The organism is Demequina muriae (genome assembly GCF_030418295.1).
Lineage (GTDB): Bacteria > Actinomycetota > Actinomycetes > Actinomycetales > Demequinaceae > Demequina > Demequina muriae.
The window spans coordinates 1,164,339-1,182,144 of the sequence record NZ_JAUHQA010000001.1 but is presented as its reverse complement, the minus strand read 5'-3'; the positions used below and the strand labels follow the sequence as shown (position 1 = coordinate 1,182,144).

General features: G+C 68.8%; 21 protein-coding genes. 13 read left to right on the top strand and 8 right to left on the bottom strand.

The genetic code is table 11. The features are described 5' to 3' along the window. Positions 1-82: 82 nt before the first annotated feature. Positions 83-721 (top strand): hypothetical protein, encoded by a 639-nt coding sequence (locus tag QQX02_RS05525; RefSeq protein ID WP_301141758.1) that lies wholly within the window; start codon positions 83-85, stop codon positions 719-721. A 124-nt stretch (positions 722-845) separates the two neighbouring features. Here the strand turns inward: QQX02_RS05525 and QQX02_RS05520 are convergent, their stop codons facing one another. Continuing rightward, on the bottom strand, positions 846-1,172 hold the full coding sequence (locus tag QQX02_RS05520; protein WP_301141757.1) for an ArsR/SmtB family transcription factor: 327 nt from the start codon (positions 1,170-1,172) through the stop codon (positions 846-848). A gap of 189 nt (positions 1,173-1,361) precedes the next feature. On the opposite strand from QQX02_RS05520, the gene QQX02_RS05515 reads away from it, so the two are divergent. From QQX02_RS05515 to QQX02_RS05505, 3 genes are read left to right on the top strand one after another with little or no spacing between them, the layout of a single operon-like run. After that, on the top strand, positions 1,362-1,784 hold the full coding sequence (locus tag QQX02_RS05515; RefSeq protein ID WP_301141756.1) for a hypothetical protein: 423 nt from the start codon (positions 1,362-1,364) through the stop codon (positions 1,782-1,784). Positions 1,785-1,813: 29 nt separating this feature from the next. Further along, positions 1,814-3,088 carry a phosphoribosylamine--glycine ligase gene (gene purD, locus QQX02_RS05510; protein ID WP_301141755.1) on the top strand — a complete coding sequence of 425 codons (1,275 nt, stop codon included), beginning with the start codon at positions 1,814-1,816 and terminating at the stop codon, positions 3,086-3,088. Next, the gene (locus QQX02_RS05505) at positions 3,088-3,984 is read left to right on the top strand and encodes a phosphoribosylaminoimidazolesuccinocarboxamide synthase (RefSeq protein ID WP_301141754.1); all 897 of its coding nucleotides are present in this window, start codon (positions 3,088-3,090) and stop codon (positions 3,982-3,984) included. Before purD ends, QQX02_RS05505 begins: the two co-directional genes overlap by 1 nt. A 13-nt stretch (positions 3,985-3,997) precedes the next feature. Here the strand turns inward: QQX02_RS05505 and QQX02_RS05500 are convergent, their stop codons facing one another. Beyond that, positions 3,998-4,714, bottom strand: a complete 717-nt coding sequence (locus QQX02_RS05500) for a trimeric intracellular cation channel family protein (protein ID WP_301141752.1) — start codon at positions 4,712-4,714, stop codon at positions 3,998-4,000. Between the two features lie 100 nt (positions 4,715-4,814). Here QQX02_RS05500 and QQX02_RS05495 point away from each other — a divergent pair, with 100 nt between their 5' ends. The 6 genes from QQX02_RS05495 to QQX02_RS05470 all read left to right on the top strand — a co-directional run bounded on the left by QQX02_RS05495 (position 4,815) and on the right by QQX02_RS05470 (position 10,606). Beyond that, positions 4,815-5,294 carry a hypothetical protein gene (locus tag QQX02_RS05495; protein WP_301141751.1) on the top strand — a complete coding sequence of 160 codons (480 nt, stop codon included), beginning with the start codon at positions 4,815-4,817 and terminating at the stop codon, positions 5,292-5,294. Positions 5,295-5,352: 58 nt separating this feature from the next. Beyond that, positions 5,353-5,802, top strand: coding sequence for a septum formation family protein (locus QQX02_RS05490; RefSeq protein WP_301141750.1), 450 nt, complete (start codon positions 5,353-5,355; stop codon positions 5,800-5,802). Between the two features lie 74 nt (positions 5,803-5,876). Beyond that, a complete protein-coding gene (gene purS, locus QQX02_RS05485) occupies positions 5,877-6,125 on the top strand; it encodes a phosphoribosylformylglycinamidine synthase subunit PurS (RefSeq protein ID WP_301141749.1) in 249 nt (82 codons plus the stop codon). Further along, positions 6,125-6,826, top strand: coding sequence for a phosphoribosylformylglycinamidine synthase subunit PurQ (purQ, locus tag QQX02_RS05480; protein WP_301141748.1), 702 nt, complete (start codon positions 6,125-6,127; stop codon positions 6,824-6,826). The genes purS and purQ overlap by 1 nt, the downstream gene beginning before the upstream one ends. 2 nt (positions 6,827-6,828) lie before the next feature. Next, positions 6,829-7,509 carry a nucleoside/nucleotide kinase family protein gene (locus QQX02_RS05475; protein ID WP_301141747.1) on the top strand — a complete coding sequence of 227 codons (681 nt, stop codon included), beginning with the start codon at positions 6,829-6,831 and terminating at the stop codon, positions 7,507-7,509. A 232-nt stretch (positions 7,510-7,741) separates the two neighbouring features. Then, positions 7,742-10,606, top strand: a complete 2,865-nt coding sequence (locus QQX02_RS05470) for a fibronectin type III domain-containing protein (protein ID WP_301141745.1) — start codon at positions 7,742-7,744, stop codon at positions 10,604-10,606. Between the two features lie 184 nt (positions 10,607-10,790). On the opposite strand, the gene QQX02_RS05465 is transcribed toward QQX02_RS05470, so the two are convergent. The 5 genes from QQX02_RS05465 to QQX02_RS05445 all read right to left on the bottom strand — a co-directional run bounded on the left by QQX02_RS05465 (position 10,791) and on the right by QQX02_RS05445 (position 13,661). After that, positions 10,791-11,309, bottom strand: a complete 519-nt coding sequence (locus QQX02_RS05465; protein WP_301141743.1) for a metallophosphoesterase family protein — start codon at positions 11,307-11,309, stop codon at positions 10,791-10,793. Positions 11,310-11,353: 44 nt separating this feature from the next. Continuing rightward, positions 11,354-12,442 (bottom strand): LLM class flavin-dependent oxidoreductase, encoded by a 1,089-nt coding sequence (locus QQX02_RS05460; RefSeq protein ID WP_301141742.1) that lies wholly within the window; start codon positions 12,440-12,442, stop codon positions 11,354-11,356. A gap of 85 nt (positions 12,443-12,527) precedes the next feature. Continuing rightward, positions 12,528-12,806, bottom strand: a complete 279-nt coding sequence (locus tag QQX02_RS05455) for a hypothetical protein (RefSeq protein WP_301141741.1) — start codon at positions 12,804-12,806, stop codon at positions 12,528-12,530. Beyond that, positions 12,803-13,228 carry a hypothetical protein gene (locus QQX02_RS05450; RefSeq protein ID WP_301141740.1) on the bottom strand — a complete coding sequence of 142 codons (426 nt, stop codon included), beginning with the start codon at positions 13,226-13,228 and terminating at the stop codon, positions 12,803-12,805. Before QQX02_RS05450 ends, QQX02_RS05455 begins: the two co-directional genes overlap by 4 nt. After that, positions 13,221-13,661, bottom strand: coding sequence for a hypothetical protein (locus QQX02_RS05445; RefSeq protein WP_301141739.1), 441 nt, complete (start codon positions 13,659-13,661; stop codon positions 13,221-13,223). The genes QQX02_RS05450 and QQX02_RS05445 overlap by 8 nt, the downstream gene beginning before the upstream one ends. A 117-nt stretch (positions 13,662-13,778) precedes the next feature. On the opposite strand from QQX02_RS05445, the gene QQX02_RS05440 reads away from it, so the two are divergent. Further along, the gene (locus QQX02_RS05440) at positions 13,779-15,272 is read left to right on the top strand and encodes a deoxyguanosinetriphosphate triphosphohydrolase family protein (protein ID WP_301141738.1); all 1,494 of its coding nucleotides are present in this window, start codon (positions 13,779-13,781) and stop codon (positions 15,270-15,272) included. A gap of 31 nt (positions 15,273-15,303) precedes the next feature. Continuing rightward, entirely contained in the window at positions 15,304-16,296 is a 993-nt protein-coding gene (locus QQX02_RS05435) for a GNAT family N-acetyltransferase (protein ID WP_301141737.1), read from the top strand. A 3-nt stretch (positions 16,297-16,299) separates the two neighbouring features. Here the strand turns inward: QQX02_RS05435 and QQX02_RS05430 are convergent, their stop codons facing one another. Further along, positions 16,300-17,004, bottom strand: a complete 705-nt coding sequence (locus QQX02_RS05430; RefSeq protein ID WP_301141736.1) for an aspartate/glutamate racemase family protein — start codon at positions 17,002-17,004, stop codon at positions 16,300-16,302. Positions 17,005-17,264: 260 nt separating this feature from the next. Here QQX02_RS05430 and QQX02_RS05425 point away from each other — a divergent pair, with 260 nt between their 5' ends. After that, entirely contained in the window at positions 17,265-17,663 is a 399-nt protein-coding gene (locus QQX02_RS05425; protein ID WP_301141735.1) for a heavy metal-responsive transcriptional regulator, read from the top strand. Positions 17,664-17,806 lie beyond the last annotated feature (143 nt).

Genomic DNA, 17,806 nt, shown 5'->3' with positions numbered 1-17,806 from the left:
TGCCCGTCGAGGGGTCGGGTGGTGGTTCCGCTGGCCCCGCCGACCCTTCGATCGTTCTTGCGGAGTACTTGAATTGCCGACCATGAACTCTGATGGAACGATCGCGATCGATGCCATCATCGATCACTGCCTCTATGGAGTGTTTGCCCACGATCCCACTGTTGAATCTCGCGCTGCCACTGCAGGAGGAAGCAGCGCACTGAGGTCAGCGTCGATTGCATTGAAGACCTTCTCTATCCCCGCGGAGGATCTCGTCTTTCACGTCTCTTCGCGATTACTGCCGCCGTGGCCAAACTTCGTAGGGGTCAGTCAAGTCTTTAGCGGCGCTGCGAAAGCCGCGATCGAACGTCACCTCACCGCGAAGGATCGCATGCGATTCGCCCGCTACCCGGTGACGCTTCTCGATGGTGTTGCCGACACGGTCCATCTTGCGTTGCCGACGGAACATATCGATGTTCTGTCTTCGTGGTCGACCGTCGCGCCCAACGGAGTAGCGCAATGGTGGGCGCTGGACCTCCACAAACTGGCCCACCGATCGTTCTTTGTCGTGCCCGAGGCCCGCAGCAACACGGTGATGCGGGGCGACCTGCTGTTGGCGCTGCATGAACTCGGTTGGCCCGGTTACGCCTACGAGTTGCGCGTAATGGACGGTAAGCACATGGTCTCGTACGAGGAGTGGGCCGAGCATCCGGAGTGGACGGGCTATGAGCCCCCAGCTTGACGCCCGAGATCCGGATCATGTGCGCCGGGCGTTTCTGCTTCGCTTGCGCAAAGGTGTCGTAGCCCGGGCCGCGAGGAGAACATCGTCAACCACTACCTGCTGCACGCCCGCGGGGAGTGGCGCACTACTCGAGTTGCGCGAGCCACTCGATCACCGCGTCTGATCCGCCCGGTCGGAGCCGGTAGTGGCGCCGAGGGCCGTCAGCGTCAACGTCGACGAGCCCTGCGTCGGCGAGCACTTGGAGGTGCTGCGAGCCACGCTTCGTCGAAATGCCGAAGTTGACGGCTACTGATGCGGCAAGGTCTCCGGCGGTGGTCCCACCAGGGATGAGCAGGTCGAGCAGGAATCGGCGCGCGGGGTGGGCGAGTGCGGTGAGCACCCGCTGGAGATCGGCGTGAGCCTCGATCTGTTCAGCGAGGTCCTCCGCAGTCGTGACGGGTCGTGGCGCCATGCCCGCCTCCGCCTCTTGCCGTGCGCTTCCGAGCCGTCCTGGGGTGACGGTGGTGGCTTCGGGCATTCTAGGAATTCCTAGAATGCCCGAGAAGGACATGCTCGCCGGCCGCTGACGTGACAGGTGTGGAGAACTGACGACCTCGCACGACCGAGGAGCGTCCCGAGCGCCGTCGCTACACTTGGCGCCATGAGGTCGCCGTCGCATGGCGTGAGGATCGCGGCACTGGTGGCCACTGGCGTGCTCCTGATCGTCGGCGTCTGGGCTCTTGTGGCGCACCTCATGCTTCGCGCCACCATCGCGGTCGAGCGTGAGCTCGCCCAGCCGTTCCTGGCGATCGGCGACGACGTTCACCTCGACGAGCACTACGGAACGCTGTTCGCCGACACGCTCGGTGCTCGCCTCGGCTCGGTCCACGTCATCTACGAGTCCGACGACTCCGACGCAGTGGTCGAACAGATCCACGAAGTGATGCAAGCGGAGGGCTGGGACCAGAGCAGTCCCGACGCCTCTGAATGGCACAGTGGAGGCGGCGACCTGGGCCACCGGTGGGGCATGATCCGGATCGACGACGACGAGGTGCGCCTGTTCATCGGGGTGATCGAAGGTTGACGAACGCGCCCGTCGCTAGACTCGCTCGCGTGAAGGTACTGATCGTCGGCTCAGGAGCCCGTGAGCATGCGCTCGCCCGCTCCCTCCACCTGGACCCCCACGTCGAGGAGCTGCACGCCGTTCCCGGCAATCCAGGCATCGGCCAGCTGGCGACGCTGCACTCGCAGGATCCAAATGACGGTGAGGCGATCGCCACGCTCGCCGTGAACGTGAGGGCCGACCTCGTGGTCGTCGGACCCGAGGCGCCCCTCGTCGCGGGCGTCGCCGATGCGGTGCGCGAAGTGGGCATCCCGTGCTTCGGCCCCTCCGCGGAGGCCGCGATGCTCGAGGGTTCGAAGGCATTTGCGAAGGACGTCATGGCCGCCGCGCACGTCCCCACCGCGGAGCCCCGCGTGTGCCGCACTCGCGCCGAGCTCGCCGCCGCGCTCGGAGACTTCGGCGCTCCGTACGTGGTCAAGGACGATGGACTCGCCGCAGGCAAGGGTGTGGTGGTCACTGAGGATCTGACCGCCGCCACCGAGCACGGCGCAGCGATCCTCGATGCGGGCGGCGTGATCGTGGTCGAGGACTTCCTCGACGGCCCCGAGGTGTCGCTCTTCTGCCTGTGCGACGGCTCCACCGTGATGCCGCTGCAGCCCGCCCAGGACTTCAAGCGCGCCTACAACGGCGACGAAGGTCTCAACACCGGCGGCATGGGCGCGTACTCGCCGCTGCCATGGGCTCCGCCTGGTCTCGTCGACGAGGTGGTGCGCACGGTCGCACAGCCCACCGTCGACGAGATGGCCCGCCGAGGCACCCCCTTCCAGGGCGTGCTCTACTGCGGCCTCGCGATGACCTCGGCCGGCATGCGCGTGGTCGAGTTCAACGCCCGGTTCGGTGACCCCGAGACGCAATCGGTGCTCGCCCGGCTCGTCACCCCGCTGAGCGGCGTCCTCCTGGCCGCGGCCGAGGGCCGCCTCGCGGAGCTCCCGCCGCTCGAGTGGCGCGACGACGCAGCGGTGACCGTGGTGCTTGCCGCGCACGGCTACCCCGAGCAGGCACGCAGTGGCGACCCGATCACGGGCACGGAGTCTGCGGACTCCGTCGACGGTGCTCACGTGCTTCACGCGGGAACGTCGTGGGACGAGAACGGTGCGCTGGTCGCCTCGGGCGGCCGCGTGCTGTCCGTCGTGGGAACGGGCGCGACCCTCGCCGATGCCAGGGCGACGGCCTACGACGCTCTCGACCGCATCGGCCTGCCGGGCTCGCATCACCGCACGGATATCGCGCTCGCGGCCTCGGTCGGCGAAGCGGCCGGCGCCTGATGCCCGGCCACGTCGTCCCGCCGACGGCGCTGGACCTCCCGGCTTGGCGTCACGTCTACTCGGGCAAGGTGCGCGACCTCTACGAGCCGGTCGAGCCGCACCCGCGCGGCGATGTGGTGCTGGTGGTGGCGAGCGACCGCATCAGCGCGTACGACTGGGTGCTCCCCACCGAGATTCCCGGCAAAGGTGGTGTGCTGACGGCGCTCAGCCTGTGGTGGTTCGACCAGATGGGCGACATCGTTCCGGACCACACCATCGAGGCTCCCGTGCCCGACGAGGTGGCCGGTCGCGCGATGGTGTGCCGGCGGCTCGACATGTTCCCCGTGGAGTGCGTGGCGCGCGGGTACCTCACCGGTTCCGGACTCGCGGAGTACCGCGAGACCGGCACCGTCTGCGGCATCGCGCTTCCCGAGGGGCTCGTCGACGGATCGCGCCTGCCCGAACCCATCTTCACGCCGGCGACCAAGGCCGACGTCGGCGAGCACGACGAGAACGTGAGCTTCGAGGCGGTGGTCGAGAGCGTCGGCCGCGCTGACGCGGAGACGCTCCGTGACCTGACTCTTGCGATCTACACCCGCGCGCACGAGGTCGCGGCCGCGAAGGGCATCATCCTCGCGGACACCAAGGTGGAGTTCGGCCGCGACGCGGACGGCACGATCGTGCTGGGGGACGAGGTGCTGACTCCCGATTCGAGTCGCTTCTGGCCCGCGGACACCTGGGAGCCGGGTCGCTCGCAGCCGAGCTTCGACAAGCAGTTCGTGCGCGACTGGCTCACGTCGCCCGAGTCCGGATGGGACAAAGGAGGCGACGCCCCGCCGCCCGCGCTGCCAGACGACGTCGTCGAGCGCACTCGCCAGCGCTACCTGGAGGCGTACGACCGCCTGGCCAAGTCGTAGGGCGCCGCGTGCGCTAGCGCTGGCCGTCTCCGGCCTCGTCGTCGTGAGCAGTGAGGTCCACCGGCTTTCCGCCGATGGTGGGCACGCCCCAGCCGAACTTGAGCGAGGCCAACCGCACGGCCAGGACGACGACGATGGGCACCCAGATCACCACCAGCCGCGTGACGCCGGCCTCGATGAGCAGCGCGTAGACGCTCGCGCCGGCCAGCGCCGCCGTTGCGTAGAACTGGCCGTTGCGCAGCACGTCGGGAACGTCGTTCGCCAGCATGTCGCGAATGATGCCGCCGCCGACGCCAGTGATGATGCCCATGACGGCGGCCGTCACGGTGCCCGCGCCCGCGTCGATCGCGACCCCGGTGCCCACGACCACGAAGACCGCGAGGCCGGCGGCGTCGGAGATCTGCACGATCCGGTACCTGCCCAGGCGGTCGGGTGGGTGCCACCGCGCCAGCAGGGCGACCGCGAGTCCCGTCGCGGCGCCGACGAGCAGGAAGCTGGGGCTCTCCATCCAGAACACGGGCACGTCGAGCAGGATGTCGCGAAGCGTTCCGCCGCCGACGGCGACCATGCACGCGAGCACCACGGCGCCCACCAGGTCCATGCGCTTGCGGCCAGCAGCCACGGCGCCCGAAATGGCGAAGGCCACCGTGCCGATGTACTCGAACACGGTGCGCAGGGTCTCGAGGGCCGAGTCGAGGAGGTCGGGAGCGTCGAGCGCGAACTCCAGCACGGCAGCCCCCTTCTGTTGTCGACGCGGCCCGGTGGCAGACGCGCGCCTGCCAGCGTAGTCGGCGCCCCAACGGTTTCGTGCTGCCAGGCGTCGTGATGGCATGAGGACGATGCGCGCGTGGACGAGCCTGTCCGTCACGGCAGCACTGGTGCTGGGTGGGTGCGCGAGCGGCGGTGGCACCCCGGGACCCGTGGAGTGGGACAGCGAACTCGACCTCGGGGTGCCGGGCGAGTGGATCGAGACCGTGGTGGACGTCGAGTACTACCCCGCATGCGGCAACGAGGTGCTCACGTATGAGGGTGACCAGTGGCACCCCTTCACCCCGTCCAACCTCGACGACTTTCCCAATGATCCCCGCGCGTTGGCGACCGCGTCGCTCGGCTTCTCCCGCGCATCGGCCGTCGTTCCGGCCGAGGCAGTCCCGGCGGTGGTGGTCCCGGCGGTGGTGGAGCCGGGGCCGGGCGACGACATCGGCACGCTGAGCCTCTACGAGGGCGGCTTCGCCCATTGGACGTCCAGGAGCGGGGACCTCGAGACGTGGCTCACAGTGAGCGAGCTCGAGTACTGGTGGGCGTGCTGATACGCCTGGTACTGCTAGCATGGCGCCGCTCATCGAAACGTTTTGAAGGGGGATTCTCATGCGCGTCTCATTCGCGCCCATCGCCATCGCGGCGCTCGCCGTCTCGTCCCTGTCCGGCTGCTCTCTCCTGGGAGGCGCCACCGTGGAGGAGCTTCAGGTCTCCGTCGGCGAGTGCATCTCCGATCCTGCCGTGGCGGACGAGGGTGACCAGGAGGTCGGCGAACTGCCCGTGGTCGACTGTGCCGAGCCGCACTTCGGCGAGGTCTACCACACCGAGAACGTGGCCGACGAGGAGTTCTCCTCAGACATCGTGACTCAGGCGGACGAGGTCTGCTATCAGGAGTTCGAAGGCTTCATCGGCCTGACCTACGAGGAGTCGCAGTACTACATCTCGGCGATGTCGCCCACGTCTGCCTCGTGGGACCTCGGCGACCGCCAGATCGCCTGCCTGGTGGTCGGCGGCACCGGCGAGGAGATCACGGGCTCGCTCGAGGGCGCGGCGGCGTAGTTCACCCGTCAACGGTGCTCCCGGTGCGCGCCTGCCATGTGTGGGCGCGCACCGTCGCCGGATAGGATGCCTCTATGCCCACGATCGTCGTTCACGTGATGCCCAAGCCCGAGATTCTCGACCCCCAGGGCAAGGCCGTCGGGGCCGCGCTGCCGCGCCTCGGATTCGAAGGCTTCGCCTCGGTGCGCCAGGGCAAGCGGTTCGAGCTCCAGGTCGACGGCGAGGTCACCGACGAGGTGATGGCTCAAGCCCGCGAAGCCGCGACGACGATGCTGAGCAACCCCGTCATCGAAGACGTGGTGGCCGTGGAGGTCGTCGACTGATGGCCCGCATCGGCGTCGTCACCTTCCCCGGTTCGCTCGATGACCGCGACGCCGCGCGCGCTGTGCGACTCGCCGACGGCGAGGCCGTCAACCTCTTCCACACGGACGCGGACCTTCAGGGAGTCGACGCCGTGGTGCTGCCCGGTGGCTTCAGCTACGGGGACTACCTGCGAGCCGGCGCCATCTCGCGCTTCTCACCCATCATGGAACGCGTGGTCGACGCGGCCCGCGGCGGCATGCCGGTGCTCGGCATCTGCAACGGCTTCCAGGTCCTCACCGAAGTGCACCTGCTGCCTGGCTCCATGATCAAGAACGAGCACCTGCACTTCGTCTGTCGCGACCAGGTGCTGCGCGTCGAGAATGCCTCGACCGCGTGGACCAGCGACTACGCGGCGGGTCAAGAGATCACCATTCCGCTCAAGAACCAGGACGGCCAGTACGTCGCCGACGAGCACACTCTCGACGAGCTCGAAGGCGAGGGGCTGGTGACGTTCCGGTACGTGGGCTGGAACCCCAACGGATCCCGGCGCGACATCGCCGGCATCACCAATGGACGCGGCAACGTCGTGGGCCTCATGCCTCACCCCGAGCATGCCGTGGAGCCCGGGTTCGGCCCGGACTCGCGCCTGAACGGCAGGCGCGGCACTGACGGGCTCGCGTTCTTCACCTCCGCGATTCGGGAACTGGTCGCCACCGGGTAGCCATGGATCGCCGCCAGAAGGTCATCGGCACCGTCGCCGATTCGCTCCCTCGGCCCGAGGGCGCGCCCGTGCTGATCGCGATCGACGGCCCTGATGCCTCTGGCAAGACCACGCTGCGCAAAGAGCTCGGCGCCGAGCTCCGCTGCCGCGGCCGCGACGTGGTCGAAGTGAGCATGGACGACTTCCACCACCCGCGCGACCACCGGTACCGCCAGGGACGCACGAGCCCGCGTGGCTTCTGGGAGGACTCGTTCGACCATGAGGCGTTCATCGAGAAGGTGTTGAAGCCGCTCGGCCCTGGCGGCGACCGCGTGGTCACTCTGCGGCACCACGACCTGGAGTCTGACGAGCTGCTGCCCGACACCCGCTCGGTCGGGGTGGGCGACCAGGTGACGCTGCTCGCCGACGGGCTGTTCATGCAGCACCCCGGCCTCGCTGAGTGGTGGAACGCGGTGGTGTGGGTGGAGGCGCCGTACTCGGTGCGGTTCACCCGCATGGTCACCCGCGACGGGCTTGAAGAGGACCCGGACGACCCGGTGCAGCGCCGCTACTTCGACGGCCAACTGATCTATCGCCGCGAGGTCGCGCCCCGCCAGAAGGCGCTCGTGGTGGTCGACAACGCCGACCCCAAGCGGCCCCGGATCCTGTCCGGGCCGTCGCTTGGCACGGTTCCGCTGACCTGAAACCGCCTCTCGTCGACGCGCTGTCGCCCCCATCTCTGACCTGCGCAAGAAAAAAGCGGACAAATCAGTCCATTTCTGTGAGACCCGCCGAGAATTGCGTCATCACTGCTATGTGATTCTTCTCACTTTGTGGAAGGATCAGCGAGGCGAGACGGCAGCACCTGCAATCACTACGCACGCACGTGCGTGAATCGTCGTCTGTGCCCCACTTCACATCTCCCCGGGAGCTCCCTTGTCGTCACGACGTTCACCGCTGTCTGCCCGCACCTCTGCAGCCGCCCTTATCGCCGTCGTCGCCGGCGTCCTCGTGGCCGCGCCAGCGTCCGCGGACGTCACGGCTGCGACCTCGACCACCACGGCATCGGCCGTCGCAGGTGAGGCCACGCCGCTGGCGGGACTGACCGTGTCTGCCAGCACATCGGGGGAGGCCGTCTCCGTCCTGGTGTCGACCGATGTCGGTGCCGTGAGCGTCGCGCTCAGCGGGACCGGCGCCAGCCTCGACTACGGCTACGCGTCGACTGGCTCGGAAGTCGCATTCTCGGGTACGACCACTGCGGTGAATGCGGCGCTCGAGACAGTGACCCTGACGACGCCCGCGTCCGCCAAGGGCACCGATGCGGAGATCGGCATCATCGCGCGTCCCGAGGGCGGTGTGGTCTACAGCCCGTCGAACGAGCATTTCTACGAGTACGTGCCGTCGGGCGCCATCACATGGACGCAGGCCCGCGCGGCCGCGCAGGGCCGTTCGTATCTTGGCCAGACGGGGTATCTCGCCACGGTGCCGAACGCCGAGGTCAACAACCTCATCACGAGCAGGATCGACGGCGCACAGAACGTGTGGCTGGGTGGCCAGGGGATCCTCAACCATGACAGCTACTCTCGCGTGTGGGAGTGGGTCGATGGGCCCCTCGCGGGTCAGCACTTCACTCGCTGCTACTTCACCGAGGGCAGCTGCTACTTCCTCGACAATGCAGGGCTCTACTCGAACTGGTCTGGCGGCGAGCCCAACAACGCAGGTGGCAACGAGCCGCGAATCGTCACCAACTGGGGGAGCTTCTCGGGCCTGTGGAACGACCTCCCCGACTACAGCGACGCGATCAGCGGCTATGTCGTCGAGTACGGCACACTCGCGGTGGGCACGGACGTGGCATACGACGGCCTCGCCGAAGCGAGCTCGTCCGTCGCGCTCCTTGGCACCCCCGGGTCAGTCACCAACCTTTCGGCGACGGCGGGTGTGGGCGAAGCGACCGTCTCGTGGGACGCGCCTGCCAACGACGGCGGCTCGGCGATCACCGAGTACACGGTCACCGTCACTCCTGCAGGCGGCGACGTCACAGACTGCTCCGGGACCGACACCAGCTGCACCGTCACCGGTCTGACCTCCGGCACTGCCTACAGCGTGAGCGTGGTCGCCACGAATGACTTCGGTGACTCTCAGGCGGCCACCACCACGGTGACGCCGGGGACTGCCCCGGGCACGCCCGTGGGTCCGCTCGGCCAGGTGCTGGTGGGCGAGCCCTACAGCGACCAGGTGACGTCGACCGGGTACCCGTCGCCGAGGTTCGAGGTCACGGGCGGTGCGCTCCCTGCGGGGCTGTCGTTGGATGAGGACACCGGTGCGATCACTGGCACGCCGACCGAGACTGGTCCGTGGTCGTTCCGGATCACCGCGTCCAACATGCATGGCTCCGCTGGCTCGACGTTCTCGGGAACTGCGGGTCAGGTGCCCGCGATCACCACGACGACCGTCGGCCCGTTCACGTGGGGCGTGCCTGTCGACATCGACCTCACGGCGACGGGTTCCCCGATGCCGGGTTGGGACGCCGACGAACTGCCGCCGGGTCTGACGCTCGAGGAGGACGGTCGCCTGCACGGCACGCCCACCACGGTGGGCGACCATGACCTGTCGGTCACGGCGACCAACACCTATGGCAACGACGTCGAGACCTTCGTCGTCACTGTCGACGCCGCCCTGGCGGGCGCCCCGACCATCGTCGGTGCCACTCCGGGTGACGGCACCCTGACGCTCGACGTCACCGACCCCGCCAGCGACGGCGGTGCGGCGATCACGGGCTACGAGTACACCCTCGACGGGGGCGCCACCTGGCACACGGCCACCGAGGACGACGGCACCATCGTGATCGAGGGGCTCGACAACGGCACCGAGTACACGGTCCAGGTCCGTGCGATCAACGAGGCCGGGGCATCGACGCCGTCGAACGAATACGTGGCGACACCCTTCACCGCGCCGGACGCACCGGCCATCACGGTCGCCGAGCCTGGCAGCCGCAGCGTGACCCTCGCGTTCGCGGCGCCCGTCGTCGATGGCGGCTCCGAGATCACGGGCTACGAGTACTCGCTCGACGGCGGCGCCACGTGGACTACCACCCCGGTGGGCCCCGACGAGGAGTTCACCGTCTACGGCCTCACCAACGGCACCGATTACGAGGCGACGGTGCGCGCAATCAACGCATCGGGACCGGGCGATCCCGCGGCGATCGCGACGGTCACTCCCGTGCGCGGCCCCGTGGCCGTTCCCAGCACCGATGGCGCCGGGGATGTCGTGGTCAATGGCCAGCCCGTCTCCACGACCACTGTTGTCGAGAGCGACGGCTGGAGCGTGAGGGGCGGTGGCGTGACCGTGTTCTTCGCCGCCTATGACGCCGCAGGCGACCCCGTCAGGGTCGACACGAACGACGGCATCGACGAGGTCCACCGCGACGGCGCAGTGCTCGTGAGCGGATCGGGCTTCGCTCCCGGCTCGACCGTCGACGTGTGGCTGCTGTCCGAGCCCTTCCTGTTGGGGGAGGTGACCGCGAACGAGGATGGGTCCTTCAGCGCGATGTTCGCGCTGCCTGAGGGCGTTGATCTCGGTGCGCACACGATCCAGGTGAATGGGCTCTCGGCCGCAGGCGACAGCGTGTCGGTCAACACGGGCATCACCATCGTCGAGGCTCCGGTCGCAGACGACGACGAGCTGTCGAGCACCGGAGCGGATCTGCGTCCGGTCGGCGGGGCAGCGCTGCTGCTGGTGCTGGGCCTCGGCCTCGTGCTGGTGGGACGTCGTCGTGAGGTCGCGGGAGCAGACCAGGGCTGACGGTCGCGCTCGAACCTCTGACGGAGAACGCCGGGTCGCCCATGGTGGGCGGCCCGGCGTCGAGGGCGTAGGCGACCGCATCGTCGCGGATACGAGCCGGACTTGCCGGTCGTGTGCGTTCGCTTTCGACTACTGCTTCCGCGCGGCTGTAGCTCAAGCCGTTCCTGAGGACCGGCCTGCGTCGTCAGCGCGGCGTCGGCACGAGGGTCACGTCGCGCAGAATCCCATCGTCGAGCAGTGCCGTCATGACGGTTCCCACGGGCTGTCGGCGACGGTCGGTGGGCGAGCCGGGATTGAGCAGGCGCAGTCCGCCGGGTGTCGTCGAATCCCAAGGAATGTGCGAGTGGCCGAAGACGAGAACGTCGGCCGGCTCGGCGCTTGTGGGCCCGAACTGCGCATCGCAGCGTCGCTCGCGTCGCGCGGCATCCCCGGTCTCATGAATCATGGCGAACCGCACGCCCTCGATCTCCACGCGTGCGACCTCGCCCAGCCGCTGCCACAGCGCGGGCCCATCGTTGTTGCCTGCGACGCCCACGAGGCGAGTTGCCCGGCTCTCGATCTCGTCGAGCAGCGCCTCATCGACCCAGTCGCCCGCGTGCAGCACGATGTCGGCCCGGTCGATGAGGCTCCACACCTGCGGCTGCAGGGCACGGGCCTTCTTCGGAACGTGGGTGTCGCTGATGAGCAGGAGGCGCGTGGTCACACCCCGAGGATTGCATGGCCGCGACACGCATAGGGTCATCGCGCCTAGTGCCGCTCGAACCCCCGCAGTCCGCTGCTTGAATCAGAGCGGTGCGGCCCCGTGTGGTGCGGAGCGAGCCGGTCCCGCAGCTCCTTGAGCGCAAAGAACGTGCGGTGGTTGAAATCCGCGCCCAGCTGGTTGGGGATCGTCACGAGCAGGGTGTCGGAGCTCATCACGGCCTCGTCGTCCCGCAGCTCACGCTCGAGCTTGTCCAGGTCGCCCACGTAGGTCTTGCCGAACGTCGCGATGAAGGTGTCGATCGAGCCCACCTGGTCGCGGTTGGCACCCATGCGGTCGCGCTCGAGGGTGGGGCCGAAGTACAGGGCCGTCTCGTCGTCGACGATCGGCTGGATCGAGCGCGAGACGGACACTCGCGGCACCCCCTCGTGGCGGGCATCGGCCCATGCCGAGCGGAACGCGTCGATCTGCCGCGACTGGATGACTCCCAGCGGCTCGCCGGTGCCGCCTTCCACCAGGGTCGACGACATCAGGTTCATCCCCAGTTCGCCCACCGTGCGTGCCGACTCCTCGCCGCCGGCGCCGTACCAGATGCGTTTGGTCAGCCCCGGGGACTGCGGGGTGATCGCCAACTTGGTTCCCGGTCGCACGTGGGCGTTCGCTCCGGGTTCGGCGATCCCCGTGCCCGAGATCGCGTCGCGGAACTTCGCGATGCGCTCCGCCGCGTCCTCCACCGGACGCTTGCCCACCGGAAGGGGATAGCCGAAGGTGCCCGGACCATCGGCCGCGGGCTCGGGTGATCCCCGCGAGACCCCGAGCTGAAGCCTGCCGCCCGCGATGAGGTCCGCGGTGCCGGCGGCCTCTGCCATGTACAGCGGGTTCTCGTACCGCATGTTGATCACGCCCGTGCCGAGTTCGACGCGCGAGGTGCGCGCGCCCATGGCGGCGAGCAGCGGGAACGGCGACGAGGTGTTCTGCTCGTAGTGGTGGATGCGGATCCACGCGCCGTCCAACGCCGCGTCCTCCGCGGCCTCGGCCAGCCGGATCGTGTCGTGCATGAGTTCGCTCGCGGTGCGCACGCGTGAGCCGGGAGCGCCAGACCACCACCCGAAGCTCAGGAATCCGATGTTGAGCATGTTGCCCTCCGTAGTTGAAGCCTCAAGTATTCACCGAGACGAACGCCACGGACGCATCGGCCATTCCTGGCGGCCGATGCGGGGGCTAGGTGTTCCCGACGCGGCCTTGGTTGTGCCTGAGGTCGCGCACGATGCGGCGGTACGTGTCTGTCCACCCGGCGATCAGCAGCAGCCACACGATGATGGTGAGCGGCACCGCGACCGACGGTATCCACGCCGGTGGGTTCTCCAGCGTGAGTGCCGCCCACACGATGCAGGCAATCAGCACGACACCGAAGGGCGTCGTCGCGATCAGCACCCAGCGCGGAGGACGGGCGGTCAGCCAGGTCCTGATCGCCTGTCGGCGCAGCTCGCGATCCGTCACGAGTCGTCACCCCATCGTGCCGCACGGTAGTTCTCCACCCTGCCGACGAGCGTCGCGCCGCAGATGACCGCCAGGGCGCTGTACATCGCCAGCGGGACCCAGACCGGCGGGTCCGCCGCCGTCATCAGCACGAGCAGCCCCAGCGTCACGATGACGGACACGAGGAATTGGGACGCGGCCGCTCCCGCTTTCGCCCATCCCTCGTCCGCGAAGGACAGCGTGATGCTGACAAGCATCAGGACTCCCACGGTGTAGAGGGCTCCCGAGGGCCAGTCGGTGGCATCGGCGGCGTACACGACGATCCAGATGGTCGCCGCGATGAGGGGGACGAGCGCGGCATAGTTCGCGATCCTGAACCGGCGCGCGATGGGGCGATCGATCGCAGTGCGCGCCGCGGACGTCCGTGTCGCAGTCTCACTCATCTTGGCTCGCCCTCCTGTAGGTGGTGACCTTGCCAGCGACGGCCGCCACGGCGATGCCGATCAGGCCGCCGTACGTCCCGAGTGGCACCCACGCCGGCGGATCGGCCGCCGCCATGAACACCAGGAACATCGTCATCAGGTTGACCGTGATGATCGTCTGAGACACGGCAACGCCGACCCGGGCCCATCGCTTGCCCGCGAATGCCAGCGAGAGGCTCAGGAGCGACAGGACGACGACCGTGTAGATGATCTCCACGGGCCACTCGGAGGCGTATGCGGCGTGCAGCGCCACCCAGGCCATGCCGGCCACCAGCGGAAAGAGCGCCACGTACATCGCGATCTTGTGTGGACGGGGAAGGGGACTGGTGAGCGCCGTCGTGAGCGCGGATCTCCGGGTGGCAGGGGCGCGTTCGTTCTCCTGCTGCGTGAGCACGGGAGTGCCTCCTTCAGCGCATAGCGTCGGTGCCACCGGCTCTTCCATGCTGACATACACCCTGATGTCGCGAAAGCCGCCGTATCGACCAGCACGCGCATGCACCAGGATGGACGCATGAGTGAGGTCGATCCCCGCACCGCCCGCCGCGCACCCGAGGTGCTCGATGAGTTCCAGCTGGCCGAGCGCCACCCGGACTTCCGAGTGGACCTGGAGCGCATCCGCTTCTCGCCCTACTTCTCGCGGCTGTCCGCGGTGACGCAGGTGATCTCCCAGACCGGCGCCGGCCTGGCCGTCCACAACCGGCTCATCCACTCCGTGAAGGTGGGAGCGGTGGCGCGGGCCATCGCCATGAATCTCCACCGTGACACTGGACCCACGGGACGGCTGGTCCAGGAGCTCGGCGGCTGCGACCCCGTCGTCGTGCAGGCCGCGGCCAGCGCTCACGATGTGGGCCACCCTCCCTTCGGCCACCTGGGCGAGCGGGCCCTCGACCGTCTGGCGCGCGATCGGTTCCGGCTGCGTGAGGGCTTCGAGGGCAATGCGCAGACGTACCGCATCCTGACGCGACTCGACGAGCACGACGTCTCCGGAGTGGGCCTCAACCTCACCTCCGCAGTGCGGGCCGCCGTGCAGAAGTACCCGTGGCGCCGGGGCCACGGCGGCACGCGACGCGGAGCGGCGAGCGACAAGTTCTCCATGTACGTCGTGGATGCGGCCGATGCGCGCGAGGCCTTGAGCGCCTACCCCGCCATCGCGCCCGGGCAGCAGACGCTCGAGTGCTCGGTCATGGACATCGCGGACGACATTGCGTACTCCCTGCACGACCTCGACGACTTCTATCGCGCTGGTCTGCTCAACCAGGCGACCATCGCGGGTGAGTTTCGGGAGTGGAGGCGCAAACGCGCCGAGCTGCGCGCACTCGATGACTACGCGCTGCGCAGCGTGAGCCGCGCACCGGGGCACTCCCTGGAGATGCTGTGGCGCCGGCTCGAGGCGCGCGACCCGTGGATCGCGGACGTCGACGCGTTCGACGGGGCGGTCGCCAGGGTCACCGATGAGGTGGTCGAGGGCCTGCTCACCGTGCCGTTCGACGGGTCCCTCAGTGCGGACAGGGCGCTGGCGCGCTTCACGGACGAGTGGATCCGTCACCTGCAGTCCTCCGTGGAGGTCCACCAGGAGCCCGATCATCGCTCGGGCCACGTGTCGCTCAACCGCATCGCGTGGCATGAGGTCGCGGTGCTGAAGTTCCTGCACGAACGGTTCATCCTCGACCGTCCGGACCTCGCCGTGTATCAGCGGGGGCAGGCGAGCGTTCTCGAGCGCCTGGTCGACGGGTTCACCCGGTGGCTCGACGACCCGTACGACGCACGCCGAGCGCCCCGGCGGCTGCTCGACCTCGTTGATCTCTCCACCCAGGACTACCTGACGGTCGCGCGCACCGAGCCCCAGCTGCTGCCGGACATCGACGAGACGGAGCTGCGGCGCCGTGCGGTGGGCCGTGGGGTGATCGATTACGTGGCTGCCCTGACGGATGCGCAGGCCGCGCATCTGGACGCGATGCTCTCGGGTGACACCGAACGGCTGTGGGACGCGGGCCAGGGTCTCTAGGCAGGGGCCGCTCGCTCCCTAGACTCGTGTCATGATCACCGTCCGCAGCGTGCCCGCCGATGATGCCGACGCGCATCGGCTCTGGAAGGCCCAGGAGCGCGACCTCGCCGAGCGCTACGACGAGCCCGACCTGGAGCTCGAGACTGAGTTCCCGACGCTCGTGGGGTCGTGGGTGGGCTATCGCGACGACGGCGCGCCGGTCGCCTCCATCGTGGCCCGCTGGTCGCCGTACGCCGAGACCGCGCCGGGCGATGTCGAGCTCAAGCGCCTGTGGGTCGAGCCCGGTCATCGCGGCCACGGTCACTCGCGGGTCATGCTCGGCGCGGCCGAGGCCGCCGCGCGGAAGGCAGGCGCCACCCGACTGATCCTGGAGACCGGCACCGGCCAGCCCGAGGCCATCGCGCTGTACGAATCGGCGGGCTGGATCCCCATGGCTCCGTACGGCGAGTACAGCCACGAGCCCGAGTCCCGCTGCTACGCCAAGCCCCTGCCCACCCGGGTGCTGGTGATCAATGGCACCGTGGGCGCGGGCAAGACCACGGTCTCCTCGGCGGTGCAGGACCTGCTCGGCGAGCAGGGGGCGCACTGCGGCTTCATTGACGCCGACGCGCTCTGCCAGGCGGTGCCGGCCCCCGAGTCCGACCGCTACCAGCAGGAGCTGCTCTTCGACTCGCTCTCGGCGGTCGCGGGAGTGTTCCGCGCTCGCGGCTACGGGCTCATGGTGATCCCGCGGGTGGTGGAGGATGCCTTGGATCGCGGCCGTTATGAGCGCGCCTTCGCGAGCGCCGATGCGGGGGCGGCCGAGGTCACGATCGTCCGGGTCGTCGCGCCTCAGGACATCCGCCTGGAGCGGGTCGCCGCGCGCGAGCCCGAGGGGTACTGGCGCGACTGGGCGACGGCGCGGACCGTGGAGTTGGACGACGTGCTCGAGGAGCTGGACCTGGATGACGCGGTGATCGACAACTCAGGCGACCGCAACCGGCTCGAGGTCGCCGCGGAGGTCGTCGACCGCATCGGCTGGTAGCGCTCAGTCGCGCAGCGCGAACTCCAGCGCTGCCTCGACGTGCAGCCCCATCGAGTCGAAGTAGGGCTCGTCCACGTCGTCCTGAGTCAGCACCATGGGGATCTCGGTGCACCCGGAGATCACGCCCTGAGCGCCACGCTCGCGCAGCTGCTCGTAGACGCCCGTGACCCACTCGCTCGCGCCATCGGGCACGATCCCTCGCGCCAGCGATCCGTAGATGAGCTCGTGCAACTCGCCGAGCGCCGGCTCCTCGGGTACCACCGTGGTGATGCCGCGCGCGGCCATGTGGTCGCGGTAGAACGGGTCGCGCATGGTGTACCCGGTGCCGAGCAGCGCCACGGTGTCGAGACCGGCGGCCTCGATCGCATCGGCCGTCGCGTCGAGCATGTGGATCAGTGGCACGTCGATCGCGCTCGCGACCGCGGGGGCGACCTTGTGCATGGTGTTGGCGCAGATCAGGATCGCCTCGGCTCCGGCGCCTTCGAGAGCCGCCGCATCGGCAGCGAACCGCGCCCCCAAGCCGTCCCAGTCGCCCGCGGCCTGGGCATCGGCGATCTGCTGGAAGTTGTAGGAGCGCACCAGCAGGTCCGCTGCGCTCGACCCACCCAGGCGCCCATTGACGCCCTCATTCAGCAGTCGCTCGAACTCGAGCGAGCTGTGCCAGGTGATTCCTCCGAGCAGGCCGAGGCGGCGGGGTTCAGTGCGCATCCGGCCAGGCTATGGCGTGCGCCCGGCCGATGCGAGGGCCAGGGGCGTCGCTCCTGGCCCCTGGGTGCTGCGGCCGTCAATCACCCGCGGAATCGCGGGAGGAGCAGCACGCATCCAGCGGCGCATCGTCAGTCGAGAAGCCGCGTCCGCAGGTTCGCGACTGATGACGGCTCCGATTGTCAGTGCAGAAGCACCGCCCACGATGGAACCTTCCAGCGCGCTGTAACGTTGTGAAGAGGAGCCAACCACGAGGAGTGACCATGCGCATCGGCGAACTGGCCCAGCAGACTGGCGTGACCGCCAAGACGGTCCGCTATTACGAGTCCGTGGGGCTGCTGCCCGACCCGGGGCGCACGGGCTCCGGCTACCGCGACTACGACGACGATGCGGTCGAGCGTCTGCAGTTCGTGCGCGATGCGCAGGCCGCGGGCCTGACCCTGAAGGAGTCGCGCACCATCCTCGACATGAAGGCCGAGGGCCACGGCACGTGCGAGCACACCCGCGCGCTGCTGAACCGGCACCTCGCGGACATCGACGCGCAGATCGCCTCGCTCCAGGCCGCGCGCGCCGAGCTCGTCTCGCTCTCGCAGCGCGCCGACGTGCTGGACCCCGCCGCCTGCACCGACGCCAACCGCTGCCAGGTGGTGGGCGCGCACTGACAGCCGCAGTGCATCGACTTGCCCGCGCATCGTCCGTCTGGCGCGACCGACGAACAGGCTGAACTGTGCCACGGGGGCGCGGCTCGAGCGTGAATGTCGGATGCGGGGGAAAGTTTCGTCCTGTCCGTCGGTCATGACGGTGC